Origin of the sequence: Enterococcus sp. DIV0213h, assembly GCF_051711285.1 — a bacterium.
Classification (GTDB): domain Bacteria; phylum Bacillota; class Bacilli; order Lactobacillales; family Enterococcaceae; genus Enterococcus_D; species Enterococcus_D casseliflavus.
In genome coordinates this window covers 53,514-77,609 of sequence record NZ_JBIOMH010000001.1, presented here as the reverse complement: position 1 = coordinate 77,609, position 24,096 = coordinate 53,514, and the positions used below count along the sequence as shown (strand labels likewise).

The window sequence follows — 24,096 nt, the reverse complement described above, 5'->3', positions numbered from 1 at the left end:
AATCACGCCCCTTTACGCTAGAATAAGGGCTGAATGACTGTTAGAAAGGGTTATACTATGTTTGACTTTTGGATCGATTATCCGACGATCGAACAACGATTGAAAACCGTATGTTCCATCATTGAAGAACACGTTACTGTTCGTAACAAAGAGATACAAGATGTTTTGATCGACTTTACTTATTCAGGTGGAAAAATGCTGCGGCCAGCGCTCTTTTTTTTGTTTGCTGACTTAGGCGATCCCCATTATAAAAAAACCGACCAATTAACAAAAATTGCTGCTTCTCTAGAAATTTTACACATGGCCACTTTGATCCACGACGACATCATTGACGATTCGCCGCTGCGGCGCAGTCAAGTCACTGTTCAAGCCAAATACGGCAAGGATATCGCGGTCTACACGGGTGATCTTTTGTTCACCCAATTTTTTGAGCTTTTGATCGAAAGTATGAATGGCTCCCCGTTTTTAAAAACCAACGCACAAGCCATGAAACGACTCCTTTTAGGTGAACTTGATCAAATGCACACTCGCTACAACATCCATGAATCGATTGACGACTATCTGCAAAGCATCAACGGCAAAACCGCTGAACTGTTTTGGCTCGCTTGTCTCGAAGGCGCTCATTTTGGCGGCCTCGACACAGAAAACCAAGAGCGGGCGGGTGAGATCGGTCGCAACATCGGGATCGCCTTTCAAGTATTCGACGATATTCTCGACTACACCTCTGATAGCGGCACTTTGAAAAAACCGATTCTAGAAGATTTGGCACAAGGAGTCTATACCTTACCGCTGCTATTTGCCAAAGAACAGGCACCTGCAGCATTCGCTCCTTATTTGAATAAAAAAGCAGCACTCTCCTTGGCAGAAGCCCAAGAAGTTGCGGATCTTGTCGTCCGTTACGGCGGTGTTGAAAAAGCGCGCGCTTTCGCGGTCACCTACACGCAAAAAGCCTTAGACGACATCGATCTGCTGCCCGAAGCACCTAGCAAAGCCAAAATTCGTTCATTAACTGAACTGCTCTTGCAGCGCAATTACTGACCCATAGAGCAATGAGAAGAAAAGCGTCCATCACTGATTGATGGACGCTCTTTTTTATCGTCGTCCTTGGTCAATGGCCAATAAGTGTTGAAAATGTTTGTTTTCTGCTGCCAATTCGGCAGGTGTTCCGCTCATGGTCAACTGACCATCTTCAATAAAGAGCACACGGTCCATCATCGAAATTCCTTGCAAGTGGTGGGTGATCCAAATGATCGTTTTGTTCTCCAGCACTTGGAAAAAGGTTTCGAGCACGCCTTGCTCCGTGATCGGGTCTAAGCCGACGGTTGGCTCATCCAATAAGATGATCGGAGTATCTTTTAGCAAGATCCGCGCCAAGGCCAAACGATGGCGTTCTCCACCAGAAAAACGCAAGCCGGCTTCATCCACCATCGTCGCCAAGCCGTTAGGCAAAGCTGCCACCATTTCTTTCAACCCGACTTGCTCCAGTACGCGCCAGACTTCTTCTTCCGAAGCCGACTCATTGCCTAGCCGAATATTATTCAAGACGGTCGTATGGAAAAGATAGGGACTTTGATTGATGACACCGATCAAGTCACTGATCGACTCACTCAATGCCGTCACAGGCACGTCGTTTAAGGTGATCGACCCTTGCGTCGGTTGCAGATCGCCTCGCAACAAGGAGGCAAATGTACTTTTCCCAGAACCGCTGCGACCAAGGATCGCTAGTTTTTGATGCGCAGGAATCGTTAGATCCAACCCATGAAGCACTTCTTTGCCTTCAGGATACTGAAAATGCAAGTCCTTGACTGTGATCGACACGAGGCCCGTCACTTCAGGTACTGACGGTTGCTCCATGGAGACTTGGCGATTTTCTTCTGGCAGTGCATTGAAGCGATCGATGGAGTCTTTGTAGCGATTGGTTTCTTGAGCAGCTGACGGTAATGGCGCAAATGCATCAACTAAAGGAAAGACACACAGGACAAAGGCAGCGATCCAGTTGGCTGCTCCTCCGTGGTTACCTGGAAAGCGAATGCTGGTCCAAAGCAGCAATGCGACAGCGATCACTCCAAAGATGCTTTGTAAAAGAAAATCACGCCGGCGATCAAAGGACAGCATCTGTTCATCCACCGCCCGCAACTGTGTTTCCAGTTCCTTATGGGCAGCCACGTACTCGCTGCCTCTTTGAGAGAAGACCCAATCAGAAACCCCTAATACATTATCCGTCAGTGTCGTATACAAGTTGTTTTTCATGTGTTTTTGCTTTTCTTGCCGCGCGCCGTTGATGATCACCGACCAAAGCGGCAAGACAAAGACAATGATTCCTAATAGCAGCAGCATCACCAAAGCAAACCACCAAGAAAAATAGCCGAGTCCAATGATCAAGAACGCATACAAGATCCAAGCGATCACGGTAGGAAAGATCGTCCGCAAATACAGGTTTTGAATATGGTTGATATCTTCTGCCAATAAGCCCAAGATATCCCCCGTGCGATGCGCTTGCTTAAAGAATATCGCATCTTTTTCTACTACGTTGTACAATTTCAATCGCAAATTAGAGGTCATGCGCAAGACCCAGCTATGACTGGTCAACCGTTCCAAATAGCGAAAGACTGGACGGCCGATCCCAAACGCTCGGGTCAGTACGATGGGGATGTAAACCAATAGAATGTTTTCTGGGATCGATGCCGAGCGGCTGATCAGGTACCCAGAATTAAACATCAGTGCCCCACCACAGAAAAAGGTCAAGAAGCCTAGGAATAAGGCCAGCGCCAAAACGTTTTTGTATTTTGACAAGAAAGGCTTGACCCACGTATCAGTTTTCAATGAGCGCAATAAGCCGATTTTATTCAAGCTGTTCCCTCCTCATTCCATTGACTAGTTCTGTAAAAGCACCTTGCTTTTGCTGCAGTTGTGCCAAGGTTCCTTGTTCCACGATTCTTCCTTGATCCATCACGATGATTTCATCCATTTCTTCCATCCAGTGCAAGCGATGGGTTGCAAAAAAGACTAAACGGTTTTCCATCAGCGGTAGCATCCGTTCCTTTAAAGCAACTTCGGTTTCAATATCCAAATGAGCCGTTGGTTCATCAAACAAAAGAATCTTTCGTTGCTGGTCTAAAAAGGCACGGGCTAGAGCGATCCGTTGGGCTTGTCCGCCACTTAGATGCCGTTCCCCTTCTCCTAACATCGTGTCCAACCCTTGCGGCAGCTCTGCTAAAAGCTCAGTCAAGCCTGCCACTTCAATGGCTTTCAGTACGGCTTCTTTGGTAGCTGTCGGCTGATAAAACGCGACATTTTCCTGCAAGGTCAACCGATAGATATAAGGATTTTGCGGAATATAGATCAGCTGTTCTTGCCAGCTTGCTTGGCGAAAGGCCGTGGTCTTCGCCCCTCCAAGAGAAATCTCGCCACTGTCTGGCACGAGAAAGCCACTCAAGGTATTGATCAAGGTAGACTTGCCAGAACCGCTCAAACCGATGATCCCGATCTTTTTGAAGCCAGTCACGTTCAAGTTGATATCCGTCAAAGCCGCTTTTTCCTCGTAGGAAAACGCCAGCTGATCGATCGTTAACTGGGCGTCTTCCTGCCAACGAGGCACCGTTACTGCCGGTACTTGGGCTTCGGGCTGATGCAAGATCTCCGTCACCGCAGTCATCGCATTTTTTCCGTCTAAGGTTGCATGGTAATCACTGGAAAAGTCGCGGATCGGCAAGAAGTATTCTGGTGCTAAAATCAAGATGGTTAACGCTGGAAACAGCAAGATTCCTTCATTGATCAGCCGCAAGCCTAGCAAGACTGCCACGACGGCAATCGATAAGGTCGTGAAAAAGTCTAAGGCGAAGGTCGATAAAATCCCGACTTTTAATGAAGCCATCGTCGCTTTCCGAAACCGTTCGCTGGAAGCAAAGATACTCTTGCCATATTTTTTACTGACCCCAAACAATTTCAGCGTGTCGATCCCTCGAAGGGAGTCGATGAAATGATTGGACAGTAATTGAAACGTTCGGTATTGTTTTTCCGCTTTGCTTTGCGCGGCATAGCCCAAGATGATCATAAAAATGATGATCAAGGGGAACACCAACAGCAAGACCAAGCCCGACTCCCAATCCAGATAAAAAACGAGTGCCAAAATGACCCAAGGAATGATCGACATATTCATGATTTTGGCAAGAATCAATTTCAAGTAGTTTTCGACTTGGTTGATCCCTTCCAAGACCATCGTTGTTACATTCCCCGTCCCTTGCTGTTGTGCGATCTGAGGACCGACCCGAAACAATTTCTCCAACAATTGATCCCGCAGATCGGCGGCTTGCTGGTAACTGTAATCATCAAGTCTTTTGGAACGGAAATAGATAACGGCTTGTCGGGCGATAAACGAACAAAAGAACAGCAGAATCCAGCCCCACTGTTCCTCTAATGGTCGTCCTTCCCATAAGCCAGTGATGGCACGTGCCAATCCATACGCCTGCCCAATAATGAAGAGCGCCTGCAGGAAAGAAAGTCCCGCAAGCAGCCCTAAAAGTTGTTTCATTCCTGGGAGCTTCATGATTTGTTTATCAATCATTTATACCCCTCCAACGCCTCCGTATGACTGATCCGTTTACGGAAGATATAGTAACTCCAAGCCGTATAGGCCAAGACGAAAGGCAAGATCGTCAGTGAAAGATAACTCATGATCTTCAATGTGTAGCGGCTTGAAGACGCATCAGCGATCAACAGGTCATAGCTTGAATCGATCGAACTGATCAAGACTCTTGGGAATAACCCTGTGAAGATCAATGCCACCAAAGCGATCAACGTCAAGCCGCTCGCAATGAAAGCCATCATTTCTTTGCCTTTAAAGACGCCGATATTTGCAATCAGTGTCAGTACAACGATCACGAGCAACAAACCAAGCGTTGTCGCAAAATGATTCTCGAAGAAATCCGTTTGGAAGTAAAGCATCACAGCAAAGACGACTAAGCCTGCATATAAGATGCCATAAAAAATACTTGCATAGTTGCGTGCCCGTGCCCGAATCGGACCTTCCGTTTTCAAAGCGATATAGTTTAATCCGTGCAAGTAGCACAACAAGGTCAACGCGATCCCGCCAACGATTGAAAAGGGATTGACGTAATCCGTAAAGGTTGCCGTCATGTTGCCATCTTCACCCAAAGGCATTCCTTGGATCATGCTGACAAACATCAGACCGAAGAAAAACGGTACGATCGTACTGCCGATCGTCAACGTCCAGTTCCAAATGTTTTTGTGTTCTTTCGGGAAGTTTGCTCGAAACTCAAAGGAAACACCGCGAATGATCAACCCGACTAAGATCAATAACAAAATCAAATAAAAACCGCTGAACAAAGAAGCATACCAGTATGGAAACGAGGCGAACATTGCTCCGCCAGCGGTCAATAGCCACACTTCATTGCCATCCCAGACAGGCCCGATCGTTTTAACGATCTGGTCTTTTTCCTCTTCATTGTGGGCCAATGTCTGCACAGACATCCCCACACCAAAGTCAAACCCTTCTAAGAAGAAGAAGCCAGAAAATAAAAGCCCAATCAACGTGAACCATAGTAATTGCAGACCGGTCATCCTTCAAACGCCTCCTTATCAAATGGGTCTTCGTACCCTTCTTGGTTGTCTCCTTGGCTGATTTCGCCGAAGGCTTCTTTTTCAGGTCCATGATCCATTTCCCGTTTCACCAGATAGACCATCGTTCCGCCTAAGCCAGAGAACAAGAGGAAGTAAACGATGTTTGAGATCAAGAGTGAGGTCACGGAAACGTTTGGTGACACACTATCTTCGATCGTAAACAAGCCGTAAACCGTCCATGGGTAACGTCCTAACTCCGTGATCAGCCAACCAGCTGTATTGGCAATAAATGGGGTGAACAAAGTGATCGCCACTACCCAAAGCAGCCAGCGTTTTTCAAAGAGCCACGGTTTCTTCTTACGCGTAAAATACAACCCCAGACCAGAAACCAACAGCATCAAGGCACCAAAACCAGCCATGATCCGGAAGCTCCAAAAGAGTGTGTTGACCGGCGGGTAGTAATTACGATCGCCGTAGGTTTCAATCAATTGCTGATTGACCGTATCCATCCCGTCGATGGAGCCGAAGGGTTCATTGAAGGCTAAGATACTCAACATATAGGGAATCGAAACACCGAAGACTTGGTGATGTTCTGCTTCATTCGCCCAAGCAACGACGGTCCAAGCCGCAGGACTCCCAGTATCTTCATACGCCCCTTCCATTGCGGCAAATTTCATTGGTTGTTCTTCAACCAAGTATTTCATTTGTTCATCCCCAGCTAGCAAGACGGTGAATGAACCGAACAATGCCACCGCAAAACCGATCCGCATTGATTTTTTGAAGAAATCACGTTCAATGTCTTTGTCTTTCTTCAATAGACGAAAGGCAGATAAACCAGCAACAATGATCCCACCCATCGTGATGGCAGCGGTGATCACGTGTAAAAACTCATACCACACCTGTGGATTTGCCAATAATGCACCGAAGTCAGTCATTTCTGCCCGGCCATTGTTCAAGGTATACCCCACTGGATGCTGCATAAAACTATTGGCAGCTAAGATCCAAAACGCCGATAGCATCGAACCCAGCGTCACCAACCAGAAAAAGGTGGCGTGCAGCTTGGGACTGACCCGATCCCATGTAAAGATCCACAGTCCTAAGAACGTCGATTCTAAGAAGAACGCCAACAAAGCTTCTAAAGCCAAGGGCGCACCAAAAATATCCCCGACAAAACGAGAATAGTCTGACCAGTTCATCCCAAATTGAAATTCTTGAATGATCCCTGTCACGACCCCGACAGCAAAACTCAATAGAAAAATATTCCCCCAAAACTTCGTCATCCGGCGATATTTTTCATCTTTTTTGATCACATAAAGTGTCTCCATAATTGCAACGACGACACCAGTTCCGATCGAAAACGGTACAAAGAAAAAGTGAAAAATCGTCGTCATCGCAAACTGGATTCGCGCTAGTGTCACAATATCCATCCTACATCCTCCTATTTCATAAAAAGTACATTAAAATAATTCTAAATAAAGAAAAATTCCAACTTCGAATATACTCCTCTAATCAGTAAAAAAGAAGCAAATTGCTTGCATTTACTGTTTTTTAATCACTTCCTCTCCGATTCTTAAACATAAGGCGCTTTCATCGGCGGAATACAGCTTATTCTAGCTAGTCCCAGCCAAAACGGGTTCCTTCAGAAAGCAATGGATCACTCAATAAAATCCCTGGAAACTCTTCTTTCAATACAGATGTGCTTAATAATTGATACATAGCAAACGTGTTCTTCATCCCTAATCTTTCCAGCTGATCTAACGTTTGCTGCATCAAGTCCGCTGCTTGTGCCTTATTTTGTTTTAATAGATGCGTCCAGCCTTCAAAAAACGGCATAAAGATCGCTTGTTCAATGTGCTCTTTTTCATAAACATGATCTCGCCATAAATGAAAGGTCTTTTCCGCATAATTCGCCTCGTCGAAAACAGCAAAGACAGAAAATACCGTCTCAAACGTGTTGTACAAAATATCTTCATTGCCAGGAATTTTTGCAAAGCGCTGACTCTTTTTGATGGCGATCGTCAAGCAGCGCCAAAGCAAAGCTGGCTCCATCGAAATTGCTACGCGGGCAAACAGCCGCAGCTCATAAACACCCCATGTATCGGTATTCAGCAAGTAATGCTTGGCAGAGTCCAAACAGTAATTGTGTTTCAGGTAAGCCTCCTCGATGGGCACCCCTTTAAAAAGCTCCTCTTTCATCAAGTAGTCAAAACGGATCAGTTGTAAGAAGTGGTCCAGCTCCAAGGAGTAATGCTGTTGAAAGTACGTGGTCAGCTTTTGATATTTCTTTTTTAATTTAGGTACTTCATCAATGGATTCGATCCCCATCGAACGGACATAGTCAACCATTAGCTTTTGAGCCTCCGAATGATGCTCCCCCGTATGTAGCAGCTGAAATTCGGCAAAACTAACTTCTAGTTTATCTAGCAAACGATGAAATCGTTCGCAGGAAATCGTCGTTTTGCCATTTTCAAATTGCGATAACAAAGACATCGACAATTGTTCATCCACTAATTCCTTCAACAGCAAGCCTTTGCTTTTGCGAAGCTCTTTCACTGTCGCACCATAATCGTTCATTTTTTCACCTTCTTTTTCAATATATTGAAATAAGCAGTTGCTTTTCCCAAAGAGCCTTTATAGTTGAATTATCTTATAGAAACGAGGGAAAAGCTATGGATACCCATATAAAAAAGAAAATGCTTCACGTGAAACATTTACAAAAAAGCTTCAAAGACAAAACCGTTTTGAAAGAGGTCACTTTTGACGTCACTCCTGGCGAAGTATTTGTCTTACTAGGATCAAACGGCGCTGGAAAAACCACTTTAGTCAAAATTTTGTCCACTATCCTACCTTTTGACCAAGGAACCGCGCTGATCGATGGGATCGACTTGACCAAAGATCCAGCAGCGATTCGCGAAAAAATCAGTCTGACAGGGCAATTTTCCGCCGTCGATCAAGAACTGACCGGACGAGAAAACTTGCTGATGATTGCTGCCTTGCGCCATGTCAAAAACAAACAGTTTATCGTCCAACATTTGTTAGAGCGTTTTGATTTGGTGGATGCCAGCAACCGACTAGTCAAAAATTATTCTGGTGGCATGCGACGACGCTTAGACATCGCCATGAGTTTTATCGGCGAACCTGACCTGCTCTTTTTGGATGAACCAACGACCGGGTTAGACCCGCAAAACCGCTTAGCCACATGGCACATGATCAAAGAGATCGCCGCTCAAGGACGAACGATTTTCCTGACGACTCAATACCTCGAAGAAGCTGAATTTTTAGCAGACCAAGTCGCCATCTTGCATGAAGGGAAAATCATCTTGCAAGGAACACCAACGGAAGTCAAAGCACTGCATCCTTCACAAACGATGGAAATCAGCGTATTGACGAAAGAACACTTGCAGACCGTGCGTCAGCATCTGTCTGATTTTCCGCTGCAAGTCAATGAGTCCAGTCTCTCTCTGGCATTTCCCGTCAGTCAAGACTTCCAGCATTCCTTCACGCTGTTGCAGGAACTCAATCAACTACCGATCACCATCACCAGTTTTAATCAAAAGAATGCTTCGTTAGAAGATATTTTTCTAACACTTGTCCAAGGAGGAAACCAATGAAAGCAATTATAGAAACCAACACCTTATTCAAACGCAATCTCTTGCTATCGATTCGCAGTATGGAGACTTTGCTAAGTGGGATTTTGACCCCAGCGATTTTAATGATCCTCTTCGTCTATGTTTTCGGGGGAGCCATGAACGTCGGCGATACCTCTTATGTCGATTTTGTCGTTCCTGGTGTTCTCGTCCAATGTATCGCCCAAAGCGCCTCCTCCGTTGGGGTAACGGTGACGGAAGATTTGAAATCCGGCATGGTGGAACGGCTGATGACCTTGAACATCTCTAACTCAGCCTTTTTAAACGGGCATGTCTTCGCCGCGACCCTTCGGAGCTTGATCAGCACCTTGGTCGTGTTGATCGTCGCCATGATCATCGGTTTTCGCCCCCAAGCCACAGTTACTGGCTGGGGACTCGCCTTCCTATTGATCTTTTGCTTCACCTTCGCCTTTACTTGGGTCTCCGTTCTGGTTGGTCTCATCGCCAAAAGCCCCGAGACAGCGACCTTGTTTACTGTCTTGATCACCCTGTTGCCCTACTTAAGCTCTGGTTTCGTCCCTACGGAAACCATGCCGCGCCCATTAGCCATTTTTGCTGAATACCAACCAATGTCGCCGATCATCCATTCTTTGCGCGGGCTTTTGTTAAACTTAAAAGATACCACCTTGATCAGTGCCTTTAGCTGGTGCGGCGGTATCGTAGTGGTGAGCTGGTTCTTGGCACGAATGCTTTATCAGAAACGGTTACGCTAGGTAAAAGGAATCAGTGGTATAATATAAGTAGTTTTTTATTATAAAAAGGCAGGGATACCCATGGATCTTAAAAACCGTCTGATCGCCTTCGCTCAGACCTTCAATGATGTTCAGGTCGACCATCCATTTGCAAAGTTTCCCGAGTACCAAGTCTTGCGGCATCGTAAAAGCGGCAAATGGTTTGGCTTGCTGATGACTGTAGAAAAGCAAAAATTAGGCTTGGAAGGAACGGAAATGATCGAAATTTTAGATGTCAAAGCAGCGCCCGAAATGGTTTCGATCATCAATCAAAGTCGCGGCTATTTACCCGCTTATCACATGAATAAAAACCATTGGCTCACCGCATTACTAGATGGCTCTGTATCAGAAAAACAACTCCAATCTTTGTTACGAGACAGCTATGAACGTACCCGTTAAAACCAAATATCAAAAAAAACCGATCAACGATGCGCCTATATAGGAGCACCGTTGATCGGTTTTCTTTTATAACGGATCCTGTGTCATCCGTGAGTCTAACGAAACACTTAGGCCAACTCTTCTCCGTTTGTTGCAATGACTTGTTTGTACCAATCGAAGGATTTTTTCTTGGAACGATCCATCGTGCCGTTGCCTTCGTCATCAAAGTCAACATAGATAAAGCCATAGCGTTTGCTCATTTCGCCTGTTGAAGCACTGACAAGGTCGATACAGCCCCATGGTGTGTAACCGATCAAGTCTACGCCATCAGCGATCGCTTCCCCCATTGCTTCAATGTGGCGGCGCAAGTAATCGATACGATAGTCATCTTCGATCTTACCTTCTTCGTTAAAGGTATCAATGGCTCCTAAGCCGTTTTCCACGATAAACAACGGTTTTTGGTAACGATCATATAGTTCATTCAACGCGATGCGCAGCCCTTCTGGGTCGATTTGCCAGCCCCATTCACTTGCTTCTAAGAATGGATTGCGGACGCCGCCCAACAAGTTTCCTTGCACTTCATCGGCTTCTTCTGTGGTGATATCCACGGCAGAAGACATATAATAGCTGAAGCCAACATAGTCAACAGTATGTTCAGCGATCAAGGCTAAGTCTTCTTCGGTAATCTCAAGATCCTCTTTATTGACGCCGTGTTCTTTGTACAAACGATCCGTAAAGGATGGGTATTTTCCACGTACTTGCACGTCGGCACAGTAGTAGTTGAAGGCTTGATTATGAATCATCGTCGCCACTTGGTTGACTGGGTTCGCATCAATGCTGTAAGTCGTTGCATAAATGATCATACAACCGATCTGTAACTCTGGGTTTAATTCATGGCCGATTTTGACAGCTTTACTGCTGGCAACAAATTGGTTGTGCCACGCTTGGATCACGTTTGTAAAGTCGCTGGCACCCGTGCTGTTGACCATTCCTTGACTCAATGCGGAGAAATGGAAAGCAGAGTTGATCTCATTGAAGGTCATCCAGTATTTGACTTTGCTGTGGAACCGTTCCAAGACAACTTTTGCAAAACGTTCATAGAAATCGATCAATGCTCGATTTTTCCAGCCACCGTATTCTTTGGCTAAATGCAAAGGCATTTCATAGTGAGAGATCGTAACCACTGGCTCGATCCCGTATTTCAAACATTCATCGATCAGCGCATCGTAAAATGCTAGCCCAGCTTCGTTTGGTGTCGTTTCATCGCCTTTTGGAAAAATACGTGTCCATGCGATGGAAAAACGATAGCTCTTGAAGCCCATTTCTGCAAACAACGCAATGTCTTCTTTGAAACGGTCATAATGGTCGATCCCGCGATGATTTGGGTAGGTGTATTTGTCCTCATCGATCGTCCAATCAAACGTATCACTGCCTAAAATCGCTAAACGCTGTTTGCCGCCAGGCATTGCATCCGCCACTGACAAGCCTTTGCCATCGCGATCGAACGCCCCTTCTAATTGATTCGCTGCGGTCGCGCCGCCCCATAAGAAATTTTCTGGAAATTTTGCCATTTGCTCGTTCTCCTTTTGTTTTCTTTTGATAAACCTACCTAGCTGGTTACTGAAAAATCCCCGATAAAAACAAAAAACCTAAATAAGAGCCGCTGCTAAAACGAGAAGAGCGCTTTCTTATTTAGGTCTTGCCTGATCGAGTCAGTAACAATCCACGTGGGTTTTCTTTCTTTAACTATAGCACTAACTCATTGGCTTGTCACCATAAAATCGGTTTCTTTTAAACCGTTTCCCCCGTTGCATCGATACTTTCAGTTTGAACCTCCGCTTGCGCTGCTTCTGCTTCTGTTTTTAATTTTCCTTTATCTAAGACTTTAACAAAAGGAATGTACAGCAAGCAGCCTGCCAAAACGCAAACAACTTGTAGAACTGCAATTTGCCAACCACCAGCGATAAAGCCGTTTAAAAAGATCGGTGTACCAAAAGGAACTTGTACGCCACTAAGTCGTGGAACGATACCACTCCAAATGGCTAGATAAGCAACTAGGGTTTGTACCAGTGGTGTTAAAATAAATGGAATCGCCATGATCGGATTTAAAATCAACGGCAATCCAAAAATAATTGGTTCATTGATCGTAAATAAACTAGGGACAGCACTTAAATTCGCTACTGTTCTGGATTGCTTGGATTTTGCTAATAAAAGCAAAACGATTACTAATGATAATGTTCCTCCGGCACCACCAATACCAGAAAATAAGTTATAGAAGGACTGACTCAAAATATTCGGCAACTCGGAACGAGCAACGCCGCTAGCCAAAGCATCCATATTTTCCACATCCATTGGTAAGTACAAAGCGGTGACAAAGCTACCCACCACCAACGAACCATGGATACCGAAGAACCATAGCACCATTTGGATCAGTACAATAAATAACAACGAACCTACACTAGAAGACAAGCTTTGCAGCGGCATTGCCAAGATTTGATAGATGAAATCTGAGAATGAGCCATAAGAAGTAAAACTGAATGCCCAGCTAATGACGATCGCGGTAAACCCAGAAATAATTGCTGGAATCAAACCGGCGAAGGTATCCGTCACAAATTGCGGCACGCCTGCTGGCATTTTGATGGCGATATTTTTTTCTAAAATAAAGCAGTACAAACGAGCAAAGACTAAGCCACAGATCATAGCGGTAAACAAGCCTTGAGCACCGAGTTTGCTCATGTCGAGGGTCGTTGTTTCCTCTAAGGTAACCATTGGCGTCATCATCAAAAAGGCAAACAGTGAAACGATGCCGGCAGGAACCGCCGATTGCTTAAATTCTGTCGCTAAACGGTGACCGACCAGAAAGGAAGCGTACACTGAGATAACCCCGACGGTCATACTGTAACCGACGGAAAAATAGCCGCCAATATTGATCGAATTGATAAAGTCTGTCCATCCTTGAATCGGCAAAACTGCTAACAATAAGGCGATCGAACCAATAATGTTGATCGGCAGCGTCGCCATCAACCCGTTTGAAATTGCCTTTAAATACCGATTGTTGGAGATTTTATCTGCAAATACTAACACCTTATCCATATACTTATCCATTTTCTTTTCACTCCTTTATTTGGATGACAAACAATACATCTTCATGACAATTGTGGGGATGGAAAACAGTGATACCATCGGTAACTGTCAGTTTTGGTTTCAAGAAACGATTGGTATTCAAATCGATCAATGTGACGGTCGCTGTAAAAAGATCTCCTTGCAGACGAACTATTGTATTGCTTGGCAAGTAAAGCAACGCATCCTTCGATCCTGCGATGGCTGCCATACGAATCTGTTCATCTGCATCGATCAAGCGCTCTTGGCAAGGCACAAGCTCCTGAATATTTAATAATTCGAATAATTGCTTGATAAAGCCATAGTCATCTGCCCCAGGAAAAGATAAAGCTTCTGGCCAAATCATCGGACGATCAAACGCTTCCCCGATTTCTTCCGCAAAAGTCGCCGTCGGGGTTTGCCAACTCCAGATGCCGTGGGCACCGTACGTGATCCCAGCCGCGCCGCCGGCTAACAGTGATTGCCATGCCGCTTTGCGGACATCCTTTTGACCAAATCGGCCGTATACGTGACGGGCATAGCCCATTTGTTCATAGCAAGGTTCTGAGTTGATGATCGGCAGCTGCGGTTGTCTTTGATAAAAACGCTCTGCCAAATAATAAGGCATATTCAAAAAGGCGCTGTTATGACCTGATTGGTATAAAAATAAGTCCAAATGTTCGACGATCGTTGCGGGAATCTCTTCAAAACGTCCCTTGATATGAATCGTTTTCAGGGTATTGGGCGAATGCTTTTCAAAGAAAGCAAAGGCTTCTAGATACGTATCGATGGTTGGCTGTGTCGGGAAATCCGTATCGCCACCAATAAAGTAGATCGGATGGAAGGCATCAAAAGTCGCAATCACTTTTTGATAGTAGGCCTGGCGGCAATCCTCCGGCAACACGTTGCGTTCTTTGTCCAACTGGCTAGCCCACGTGCCTGCGACATAGTTTGACCACAAGACGACCAACGCTAAAGTAAAGCCTTTCTCATCGGCAATTTTACAAAGACGCTGAGCCCGTTCGAAATAGGCATCCTCCCAAACAGTAAAATCAAAGACGCCCGCATCAAGAGGAAACGGCAAGCAGTCAAATTGACCACGGCTGCGGTCCCATTGTGGTAACACATTGATTTGAAGGGTATTGAAGCCCTGCTCTTTGCGTTTGTCTAAGTAGGTGATCCAGTCATTTTCTTGAATACTAGTAAAGGCACTCCAGCAAGTATCGGCTAAATAAAAGAAATGCTGTCCGTCTCGCAATAAGGTGCGTTTGTTTTGGCTTACGGTGATTTTCACAGTGGTGCTCTCCTTTCATCGGCACAAGTTGTGCACCGACGGTTTTTTAATCAATATAACTACTGAGCCAGCCTTCGCACAGCTCAAACCATTTAGCGACATGGGCATTGTGGTGACTTGGCTTGCGTGCCGTTGTTCGATCCGCTAATGCCAGTCCGTGTTCGCCTTTTTCAAAAATATGCAGTTCGAATGGAATCTCGGCTTCTCTTAATTTGACCGCCAGCTTCAACGAGTGCGCCACATCGACTAAGACGTCTTCCGTCGTATGCCAGAGAAACATCGGAGGTGTCCACTGATCGACATGATGCAAAATGTTCATGGATTGAATGGCTTCTTCCGTCGGTTGTTTACTCCCAAAAAAGCGTTCGTTGGCAGTTAAAGGTGTTTCGATCAGACTAGCAGCAAAGCCTAGCTCATCGATTGGGAAGGCATGCTCTTGATAAACCAATGGGTAGCCGGCGATCGCCAAATTCACTTTCAGTAAGTCACTGCTAACGCCCAACGCTTCTGCCAGCTCAGCATCGTGCCAGCGCGTCGCTAACTGCAACGCTAGATGTCCGCCTGCTGAAAAACCGCAAACGATGATTTGCTCCTCATCCACCAACCATTCTTGAGCATGCGCACGAATGATTTTGACGGTTTGGGCGGCTTCCATCAAGGCATTATGGGGAACGTTTTTCACTTGGTCACCGGTGGTGTACCATAAAACAACACTATTTAGCCCGATACTATTGAATTTCAAGGCAATGACTTCCGCCTCTCGATCACTGGTAAATGCGTAGCCGCCGCCTGGACAGACGATCACTAGCGGTCGTTTCTTGCCGACATTGTACTCTTTGGATTGGTGCAATAAATAGGTATCCACGTAAGCCGTTTGATTCAATTGGATTCGTTGGGTCTCCATATTGTTCCTCCTTTATCCTTCACTAAAAGCAGCTGATTTCTCAATGAACCGTTTCCATTTTTCATATTTCAAACGGATCACGGCCTGTTCGGCTTGCGGAACGATCGTGGTTTGCTGAATAGCTGGTTCATTCATGGTTGGATTGGCAACAAGCATTGTGCCGATGGCTGAAAATTCTTCGACTTCGCTGACGATGACGGGTTTATTGATCAAAGTCGCCAATAAGCTCATCAAGGCGCGGTTTTTCGAAACACCGCCATCGATCATTACCTGATTGATCAGTCGTTCAGCGACTTCTTCCATCACATCGATCACTGCTTTGATTTGAAAAATGATGCTTTCTAAAACGGCTTTCAACAGCTCATGAGTCGTCGTCGTGCGTTTCATGCCGACAAAGCTGGCAGTCATCGTATTATCCCAAAAAGGGGCACCCATTCCTTGCAATGCTGGGATAAAATAGATGTCTTCTTGACTGTCATTGGTCAGCACTTCTTGACAAATCTCAGCTACATCTGGCAGCGGAGCCACTTGCTCACTGAACCAGTTGATGGCGTCACCACAGGAACGGATGATGCCTTCTAGCGCAAACGCTGTTTCCTGGCTAGTTTGCCAGCCGACCGTCGTCAAAATGCGGCGATCTCGCAACGTCTGCTCCTGCTGCACTTGCATCATGATCGAACAACCGGTACCCATCGTGATTTTTACATCCCCAAGGCTTTGACAACCTTCCCCGAATAATGCTGCTTGTGAATCGGCTAAGATTCCTTTGATAGGGATTCCGTGATAGTTACCGAAAACCGTATCAGCAGGTTTGATCGCTGGCAAGTCTGCTAAATGGATGCCAAAAAGTTTGACGAGTTCTGCATCCCAACGGCCCTCTTCAATATTGTAAAACAATGTTCGGCAAGCGTTGCTGGCTTCGGTCGCAAATACTGTCCCTTGCGTTAAATTCCACAACAGCCAGCTGTCCATCGTACCGATCGCCAACTCGCCAGTTCCCGACTTTTCCTTGATGGCCGATAATTCTTGTGCCAGCCATTTCACTTTGGTGCCAGAAAAATACGGGTCTAAGCGTAAACCGGTCTTTTGATTGATCGTCCTTTCCCAGCCTTGTGCCGTCAATTCTTCACAAATCGCGGCGCTGCGGTTGCATTGCCACACGATCGCATTGTACAGGGGATTGCCAGTCAATCGGTCCCATGCAACGATCGTTTCTCGCTGATTGGTCAATGACAAGGAAACGATTTGATCTGCAGTGATCGCTTGTTCTTGAAACACTTGTGCCAGCAATTCTTGGACATTTTGCCAAATCTCGAGGGGATCATGTTCGACCCACCCGACTTTTGGATAAATTTGGCGGTGTTTTTTATCGTAACGTTGCAGGATTTTCCCTTCTTGAAACAGTAAGAGCTTGGTACCGGATGTACTCTGATCTAAAACCAGCTGATAGGTCTTGTCCATCTTAAGCTCCTAGAAACGCAACCGCTGTTTTCGCTATGGAGGCACCGTCTAAGCCATAATGGGCAAACAGTTCTGACGAAGAACCAGTAATCAAGGCTTCATCCGGAAAAGCAATGATTTTTTGTCGAATGTCCGTTTCTTCTGTCAGTGTTTCCGCCACGGCAGCTCCTAAGCCGTTGTATTGGCTGTGTTCTTCCACAGTGATCACGGTGCCTGTTTCTTTCGCCACTCGTTTGACCGTTTCTGAATCAAAGGGCTTCAAGGAATGAACATTTAAAACGGTAGCAGTGATACCTTGTTTTTCCAATAGCTCCGCAGCATCCAACGCTTGGCGCACGGTTTCGCCGGTGGCGATCAATGCGACATCTTGGCCGCTTCTCAGCTCAATGGCTTTGCCGATCTCAAAAGGATAATCTGCAGAATCATAACAATCTTCAACAGGATTGCGACCGAGACGGATATAGGCTGGTTCATTTGATGCCGCTAAGGCTTTAAACATTTGGATCGTTTCAAAGCGATCTGCTGGCAACAGCACTTGCAAATTAGGGATCGCTCGTGCCACTGCGATGTCTTGCAAGGAATGATGACTCATGCCTAATGCCCCATAACTGACACCACCGCTGATGCCTACGAGTTTGACATTCTTATTCGAATACGCGACATCGACTTTGATCTGCTCGATACTGCGCATGCTGAGAAAACAAGCTGGAGAGGCAACGAAAGGGCGTTTGCCCATATGGGCTAAGCCAGCCGCAATACTGACGATGTTTTGCTCTGCGATCCCTACTTCCACCAATTGTGTCGGTAATTCCTTGGCAAAAGGTGCTAACGAAGCGGAACCACGAGAATCACTGGTCAACACCGTGATCGCAGGATTCTTTTTTCCTTCTTCAATCAATACGTCGCACATTGCTTGGCGATTGGCAATATTATTTTTTCCCATGAGTCAAAACCTCCATTTGCTGATCAAGTTCGGCAATGGCTTGTGCAAGCTCTTCTGCCGTTGGCACTTTATGATGCCATTGCGCTTGATTTTCGGCTGCAGAATAGCCTTTGCCTTTGATGGTTTTGGCAATGATCAGCTTCGGTTGATTGGGCTGATGCGGTTTTTCTAATGCAGCCACCAAGGCAGCCATATCATTGCCATCAACGATATGCACATCCCAACCAAAGGCACGCCATTTTTCATCTAGCGGCTCCACTGCCATCACATCTTCCGAGGCGCCCGTGATCTGCAAGCCGTTGCGATCAATGATGGCGGTCAAATTGTCCAGCTGGTAGTTGGCAGCCGCCATGGCTCCTTCCCATACCGATCCTTCTGCTAATTCGCCATCTCCCAACAACGTATAGGTTTGATACGTGCGGTGATCCAGTTTGCCTGCCAAGGCGATCCCTACTGCGACAGGTAAGCCGTGGCCTAGCGAACCAGTATTCATCTCAACACCAGCTACTTTATTGTTTGGATGACCGATCAGTCGTGAACCAAATTGTGAAAAGGTGGCTAATTCTTCTTTCGGCAAAAAACCTTTGTCCGCTAAAACGGCCCATAGTACTTCTGCCGCATGTCCTTTACTTTGGATATACTGGTCACGATCTTGCTTTTGAGGATCTTTCGCATCGACATTCATTATCTGATAATACAAGGCCACTAAAATATCGGTACAAGAAAGATCCGAACCAGTATGACCCGTTTTTGCTTGATAGATCAGCTCTAACACGGATTTTCGAATCGTTAAAGCCTTCATCTCCAGCTCGTTTATTTCCATGATTGATCCCCTCTCAAGTATGCTTTGACGTCTTCTTCGATTGGATCATAAAAATCTGGCTGCACGCCGATGTATTTGCACGCTTCGTACAAGATCGGCACCACATTTTTTCTGACCGCCGCAACATGATGAATATAAGGGCCCTCAACGAGTTTGAATTCCAAGCGATTCAAATTCGCAAATTCCAGATAGAGATAGGTCCCTTGATTGTATGGGCCATCGATCCCTTTACCAGTACCCATCAGCAGTGAGTACTCGCCGTTGTCCCCATCAAAGCGACACAGCGTATACTCGTCTTTGATTGCCCGAAAAGCGACTGATCCTGGATAGTCAAAAACAAAATGTCGTTGCGGCAAGATCGGTTTGGTCTCTGCGGTGGAATAAGCAAAAACTCCTAAGTGCTGCAGCAATTCGCCATTCTCGTTTTCTGGATGGCGGCAGTTGACATCCGCAAAGATCGCACGGTGTTCCCCCAACGAAGCGGCTTCGACCAACAGTTCCGAGATCGCCCCATGGACATCCGTCTCACAGACAAAAGGTAAGCCTTCTTCTTGTAGCAGCGACAAGGAGGCATACGGTAAAATACCGATTTCGTCTTGTAAGGCCGTCCAACACTGGATGACTCCTGCATTGCAGCCGTAGCTTTCACATAAGTTTTGCAAAGCCACTTTGAGGGCTGCCACCATCTCCAAATCTTTCGTCGAAATTTGGACTTCCGTATTGGTTTCGAAATAATCAATGACTGCTTGCACTTTATCTGGCTGCTGTTCTTTGACTTTTTTGATTTCTTGCACCACTTCTTGGATCGGTACTGGTGATAGCGAAATATTGAAACGCTCCAATAGTTCGCCTTCGTTGCAGATCACGGTCCAAAAATCAAAGGGGCGTGGGCCAACTTGCAAGATTCGTGTTTGTTTGAAGGTCTTGACGACATTGCAGACTTTGATAAAGTCTTGCAAGCCGCGGGCAAATTCTGGTGAATCAATATCAGAATTTTTGACATAGGTGAAAGGTACCTTGAAACGGCGCAAGACTTTCCCAATAGCGAAAAGACCGCATTGCGTATCCCGCAAACGTGAACCGTCGGCGGCTGGCGTCTCATCTTTAGGTCCCCACAGTAAGACGGGGACATCTAGTTTTTTGGCTAAACGAGCACAGGCATATTCCGTACCAAAGTTTTCATTGGCTAGAAAAAGACCGTCGATCTTCGCTGCTTTGAATTTTTCGGCGATTTTTTCAACCCCTTCATCATCGTATAGTAAGCCGTCTTCGTTGATATCTAAAATATCTACATAATCAATGGCAAGTTCGTCCATTTTTTGTCGTGTCAGATTGGCGTACTCAATGGCTGCTTCTGCACTAAACAAATTTCTTCTAGTCGGGGCGAACCCGATGGTTACTTTATCCATAAAACCACCCTTTGCGTTTTAGTATATTTAGCTAAATTTTTATTTCTTCGACGATTCGTGCTACATTTTTGCTCAGAAATTCCTCATCCGTCAGTAAAACGATTTTTTTATCAGGAAAGGCTGCAGCGACTTTCGCTTGATTGAAGCGGGTTTGAGGAGCTAAAATCAAAAAATCATAGTCATTCCCCACCATAAATATTTCTGAAAAAGGCGCGGAATTGACTTGGTAATGCTGATCATCCGCTAGTTGTTCTTTGAGCGCTTTGACGAGCAGTGCACTGGAGAGCCCAGTGGCACAAAAAAGACCGATCTGTGTCATCTATTCACTTCCTCAAAATGTAATCCCTTACTTTTTACACCTTAAATATAGCACAAGCTAAATATTTTGCAATAGTTTTAGATAAATATTTTTGTTAAATAACTAAAAAAGGGCAAAACGCTTGCTAAACGTTTTGTCCTTCTTCTTATTTTTCATATTATTTTTATTCTTAATTGATGCTTTCGCGTTCGACGATCGTCGTGGCGACCAGCATTTTCAGATGGTTTTCATCTTCACTCGTGATTTTCTCGATCAAGCGTCGCACGGCTTGGCGACCAAGGTACACTTTATCTACTTTGACGGTGGTCAGTGGTGGGTTGCAAAATTCCGCCAAAGGAATATCATCGAACCCAACAATGGTCAACGGATGATCGGGAAACACTTCGCGAATGGCTTTCATGGCACCGATGGCGATATTGTCATTGACCGCAAAAAAAGCGCTTGGCAACGGTCGCTGATCGGCACGCAAGGATTCCAAATAGACCTTCATATCTTGATAGGAGCCTTCCAAGGTGGGTTCTACTAAGGCTTCCGTCTCTTCATAATGGATCAGATCATGCTCTTGGATCGCTTGGATGAACCCTTGCTTGCGTTCACGGAAGTTGTTGATTTGAAAGGTTGAATTGATGATGCCGATGTCACGGTGGCCTTTTTCGATCATCTTTTCAACGATCTCATAGGCACTGTCACGATTATTGATGGCGACAAAATCAAAGTCCTGCGAATTAAACACCGTATCTAAAATCACTAACGGTACTTCCAAATGGCGAAAGACTGCTAAATCTTGTTTTTCCAATTCCGTTCCTAACAATAGCAAACCATCTGCTAATTCTGGACGGATCTTTTCGATCGGGTCTTCTTCTGGTGCCAGTGTGATATGGGAAATGACCAGTTCATAGCCTAACGCACTGCACTCCATTTCGATTCCTCGGATCAATTCAGAAAAGAAAGGCGTATCCCCTACGACATTTCCTTGTTTGTTCATTACGACAAATTTGATTTTTTGGCTTTCCGTTTTTTTAATTTCTCGCTGATCAAAATACCCCATCTCACGAGCGATCTTCAAGATCGCTTGCCGTTTTTGTTCACTGATCCCCTTACGATTGTTGATCGCATTAGAGACTGTTCCGCTGGAAACGCCAGCTTTTCGGGCAATATCAGAGATCACAACTTTCATTTGCTCACCGCTTTCTGCTTCTCATTCTGTTAAAAGTATAGCAAAAGAATTGTTTTTTTACTACCAAAAAAGCTAAAACAAACTAAAATTTTTAGTTTGTTTTAGCTTCTACTTTGATTAGTTACTTTGTTCCGCCAAAATGCAGAAGGACAATGGGTCGATGGTTATCCTTGGCGCTGCTACGCCGCGAGAAGCGATCCCAGCTCCTTTGGGGTCAGCAACGAGGTGCCATGTGGCATTTTCTGTTGTCGTCGGTAAGTCAAAGGACCAGCTTTCTTCCGTGCTGTTGAGTAAAACGAACAAGGAACGCCATGGATGCTGTTTGTCACGATTGGGTACTTGATACGCCAAGCGATTTTCATCCTTTGTCTCATAAAAGACCATGCTTTCAGCCGTTTGGGTCGTGGCATCTCTCAATGGTGCATAGGACTGCCGCAATGCCCACAAGCCCCGATACAGCTCGCGCAATTCTTTGAAGGTTTTGGCACGTGCCCAATCCAGCTGATTGACTGCCAGTGGCGAACGGAAGGAATTTTCATCGCCTTCTTTGGTACGGCCAAATTCTTCCCCAGCTTGGGTCAGCACGGCTCCTTGGCTAGTAAACAAAATGGCTGCTGCTAGTTTGTTACGGGCTAAAAGCTCAGGATCAAAGTCATAATTTCTTTCCTTCGCTGAAGCTTGCATGGTTGCCACCAGTTTGTCCCATAAGGTCAAATTATCATGGACTGACGCATAGGCAATCACTTGACGGGGCGATTTTGCCCAACGCTCGGCGCCTTCTTGTCCAGCAACTTTCGTATTTCCTTGAATCGCCGTTGCCAAATTTGCTGCATAAAAGGTTTGCTTGACTTGCGGTTGACCATTCATTCCTTGAATAAACGCGCCGTCTGTTTCTTCAAAGACATCGCCTTTGATACTGTCTCTTAAATCATTGCTAAAAACCGCAACGCCTTCTGACAGTGCCCAAACATTGCTTTTGTTCGCTGGGATATTCGGCTGAATAATTTGATTGCTGCCGGCATCCCATGGCTCGCCGTATAAAATCACATGGCTGAAGCCGGCATCATCTAGGCGTTGCCGCAACTGGTTCATGGTTTCCACATCGATCAAGCCCATCAAATCAAAACGAAAGCCGTCGATTTTGTATTCTTGCGCCCAATATAAAACTGAATCAATGATAAATTTGCGCATCATTTTCCGTTCAGAAGCCACTTCATTGCCGCAAGCAGAACCGTCCGCAAAATTCCCCGCATCATCTTGGCGGTAGTAATAATCAGGCACCGTCAAATTAAACCATGATTCTTCTGTGATCGCAGTGTGATTGAAGACCACATCCATTACAACGCCGATGGCTTCTTCATGCAGCGATTGGATCATTTGCTTGCATTCACGAATCCGCGCCTTGGGATCACTAGGATCAGAAGCGTATCGTCCTTCAGGGACATTGTAATTTTTCGGATCATAGCCCCAGTTGTAGGCAGACGAAGTTTCATCATTGTCAAAATCGAAGATCGGCAGCAGATGAACATAATTGATCCCCAGCTCTTTTAAATAAGCCATGCCAGTTGGTTGACTTTCATCCCCCACCAGATGGGTCTTTTTTTCAGTAAAGGCTAAATATTTCCCGCGATTTTCTGGTGAAATCCCGCTGTTTTCGGCGCCACTGAAATCTTCGACATGCAATTCCCAAATATAGGCATCTGTGATCGATTGCTGACCGACGCCGTGAGTCTCCTGCCAGCCTTCAGGATCTGTTTCCTTTAAATCAATGATGGCCCCACGGTTCCCGTTGATCCCTACTGCCTTGGCATAAAGATCCACCGCTTCGACTTTTTGACCGTCTCGTTGAAATTCAAACGTATAAAACAGCTCTTTGACGGTTTCTTCCGTCGTGACTTGCCAACAGTTGTCTTCTTGGACCATTGGCAGTGTCAGCAGGCGATCATCAGCCCCAGCGACACCGCTTTGATAAATCAATACTGAAACGGCCTCTGCTTCTGGTGACCAGCATTTGAACGTGGTTTGCTGTCCTTGAAAAGTCACACCAAGATCATTCCCGTGATACGTATGTTCTTCTAAAAAACCGATCCTGCGATCGATCGCAATCTTTTTTTCTCCATACTGCGTGTTTTGTCCCATCAAAATTCCTCCATTCAACGTTGCTAACTATAAAACCCAGTTACTTTTCTGCTATTTCTACCTTCTCATATTTCTTGAAAATTGCCAACAATAAGCCGCCTTTTCTTTGACCTAAAAATAAGCCTTAACACTACAGACAAGCCCTTTTCTTATTTTGCTAAACGACTCCGCACCTCTTTTTATCAAAAGAAA

General features: G+C 45.5%; 20 protein-coding genes. 4 read left to right on the top strand and 16 right to left on the bottom strand.

What is annotated here, in order from left to right:
- Positions 1–57 precede the first annotated feature (57 nt).
- Positions 58–1,038 carry a polyprenyl synthetase family protein gene (locus tag IGI77_RS00350; protein WP_005226544.1) on the top strand — a complete coding sequence of 327 codons (981 nt, stop codon included), beginning with the start codon at positions 58–60 and terminating at the stop codon, positions 1,036–1,038.
- A 54-nt stretch (positions 1,039–1,092) separates the two neighbouring features.
- Here the strand turns inward: IGI77_RS00350 and cydC are convergent, their stop codons facing one another.
- The 5 genes from cydC to IGI77_RS00325 all read right to left on the bottom strand — a co-directional run bounded on the left by cydC (position 1,093) and on the right by IGI77_RS00325 (position 8,154).
- Positions 1,093–2,850, bottom strand: a complete 1,758-nt coding sequence (gene cydC, locus IGI77_RS00345) for a thiol reductant ABC exporter subunit CydC (protein ID WP_010748518.1) — start codon at positions 2,848–2,850, stop codon at positions 1,093–1,095.
- The gene (gene cydD, locus IGI77_RS00340; RefSeq protein ID WP_015508716.1) at positions 2,843–4,564 is read right to left on the bottom strand and encodes a thiol reductant ABC exporter subunit CydD; all 1,722 of its coding nucleotides are present in this window, start codon (positions 4,562–4,564) and stop codon (positions 2,843–2,845) included. The genes cydC and cydD overlap by 8 nt, the downstream gene beginning before the upstream one ends.
- Complete coding sequence (gene cydB / locus IGI77_RS00335) at positions 4,561–5,580, bottom strand: cytochrome d ubiquinol oxidase subunit II (RefSeq protein WP_005226530.1); 1,020 nt, start codon at positions 5,578–5,580, stop codon at positions 4,561–4,563. Before cydB ends, cydD begins: the two co-directional genes overlap by 4 nt.
- The gene (locus IGI77_RS00330; RefSeq protein ID WP_015508715.1) at positions 5,577–7,007 is read right to left on the bottom strand and encodes a cytochrome ubiquinol oxidase subunit I; all 1,431 of its coding nucleotides are present in this window, start codon (positions 7,005–7,007) and stop codon (positions 5,577–5,579) included. Before IGI77_RS00330 ends, cydB begins: the two co-directional genes overlap by 4 nt.
- 187 nt (positions 7,008–7,194) lie before the next feature.
- A complete protein-coding gene (locus tag IGI77_RS00325) occupies positions 7,195–8,154 on the bottom strand; it encodes a helix-turn-helix domain-containing protein (RefSeq protein WP_438769189.1) in 960 nt (319 codons plus the stop codon).
- 95 nt (positions 8,155–8,249) lie between these two features.
- On the opposite strand from IGI77_RS00325, the gene IGI77_RS00320 reads away from it, so the two are divergent.
- Genes IGI77_RS00320 through IGI77_RS00310 form a run of 3 tightly spaced genes read left to right on the top strand, consistent with a single transcriptional unit; the run spans position 8,250 to position 10,357 of the window.
- On the top strand, positions 8,250–9,191 hold the full coding sequence (locus IGI77_RS00320; RefSeq protein WP_015508713.1) for an ABC transporter ATP-binding protein: 942 nt from the start codon (positions 8,250–8,252) through the stop codon (positions 9,189–9,191).
- Positions 9,188–9,940, top strand: a complete 753-nt coding sequence (locus IGI77_RS00315; protein WP_086338870.1) for an ABC transporter permease — start codon at positions 9,188–9,190, stop codon at positions 9,938–9,940. Before IGI77_RS00320 ends, IGI77_RS00315 begins: the two co-directional genes overlap by 4 nt.
- Positions 9,941–10,000: 60 nt before the next feature.
- Positions 10,001–10,357 (top strand): MmcQ/YjbR family DNA-binding protein, encoded by a 357-nt coding sequence (locus IGI77_RS00310; RefSeq protein ID WP_074934324.1) that lies wholly within the window; start codon positions 10,001–10,003, stop codon positions 10,355–10,357.
- A 107-nt stretch (positions 10,358–10,464) separates the two neighbouring features.
- Here the strand turns inward: IGI77_RS00310 and IGI77_RS00305 are convergent, their stop codons facing one another.
- From IGI77_RS00305 to pulA, 11 genes are all read right to left on the bottom strand, one after another.
- Positions 10,465–11,907, bottom strand: a complete 1,443-nt coding sequence (locus IGI77_RS00305) for a glycoside hydrolase family 1 protein (RefSeq protein ID WP_005226517.1) — start codon at positions 11,905–11,907, stop codon at positions 10,465–10,467.
- Between the two features lie 220 nt (positions 11,908–12,127).
- Positions 12,128–13,441, bottom strand: coding sequence for a PTS sugar transporter subunit IIC (locus IGI77_RS00300; protein WP_074934325.1), 1,314 nt, complete (start codon positions 13,439–13,441; stop codon positions 12,128–12,130).
- Between the two features lie 7 nt (positions 13,442–13,448).
- Positions 13,449–14,729 (bottom strand): apiosidase-like domain-containing protein, encoded by a 1,281-nt coding sequence (locus tag IGI77_RS00295; protein WP_438769187.1) that lies wholly within the window; start codon positions 14,727–14,729, stop codon positions 13,449–13,451.
- Positions 14,730–14,775: 46 nt separating this feature from the next.
- Positions 14,776–15,633, bottom strand: a complete 858-nt coding sequence (locus IGI77_RS00290; protein ID WP_428214643.1) for an alpha/beta hydrolase — start codon at positions 15,631–15,633, stop codon at positions 14,776–14,778.
- Positions 15,634–15,645: 12 nt separating this feature from the next.
- Positions 15,646–17,094 (bottom strand): FGGY-family carbohydrate kinase, encoded by a 1,449-nt coding sequence (locus tag IGI77_RS00285; protein WP_373192296.1) that lies wholly within the window; start codon positions 17,092–17,094, stop codon positions 15,646–15,648.
- A gap of 1 nt (position 17,095) precedes the next feature.
- Positions 17,096–18,037, bottom strand: a complete 942-nt coding sequence (locus tag IGI77_RS00280; RefSeq protein WP_123833481.1) for a transketolase family protein — start codon at positions 18,035–18,037, stop codon at positions 17,096–17,098.
- The gene (locus tag IGI77_RS00275; RefSeq protein ID WP_008376701.1) at positions 18,024–18,860 is read right to left on the bottom strand and encodes a transketolase; all 837 of its coding nucleotides are present in this window, start codon (positions 18,858–18,860) and stop codon (positions 18,024–18,026) included. The genes IGI77_RS00280 and IGI77_RS00275 overlap by 14 nt, the downstream gene beginning before the upstream one ends.
- Entirely contained in the window at positions 18,851–20,269 is a 1,419-nt protein-coding gene (locus IGI77_RS00270) for an L-fucose/L-arabinose isomerase family protein (protein ID WP_438769186.1), read from the bottom strand. Before IGI77_RS00270 ends, IGI77_RS00275 begins: the two co-directional genes overlap by 10 nt.
- 31 nt (positions 20,270–20,300) lie before the next feature.
- Positions 20,301–20,588 (bottom strand): PTS Lactose/Cellobiose specific IIB subunit, encoded by a 288-nt coding sequence (locus tag IGI77_RS00265; protein WP_016608966.1) that lies wholly within the window; start codon positions 20,586–20,588, stop codon positions 20,301–20,303.
- Positions 20,589–20,757: 169 nt separating this feature from the next.
- The gene (locus IGI77_RS00260; RefSeq protein WP_016608965.1) at positions 20,758–21,765 is read right to left on the bottom strand and encodes a LacI family DNA-binding transcriptional regulator; all 1,008 of its coding nucleotides are present in this window, start codon (positions 21,763–21,765) and stop codon (positions 20,758–20,760) included.
- Between the two features lie 117 nt (positions 21,766–21,882).
- Positions 21,883–23,904: a type I pullulanase gene (gene pulA, locus IGI77_RS00255; RefSeq protein ID WP_325844863.1), complete on the bottom strand. Its 2,022-nt coding sequence runs from the start codon at positions 23,902–23,904 to the stop codon at positions 21,883–21,885.
- Positions 23,905–24,096: the final 192 nt, after the last annotated feature.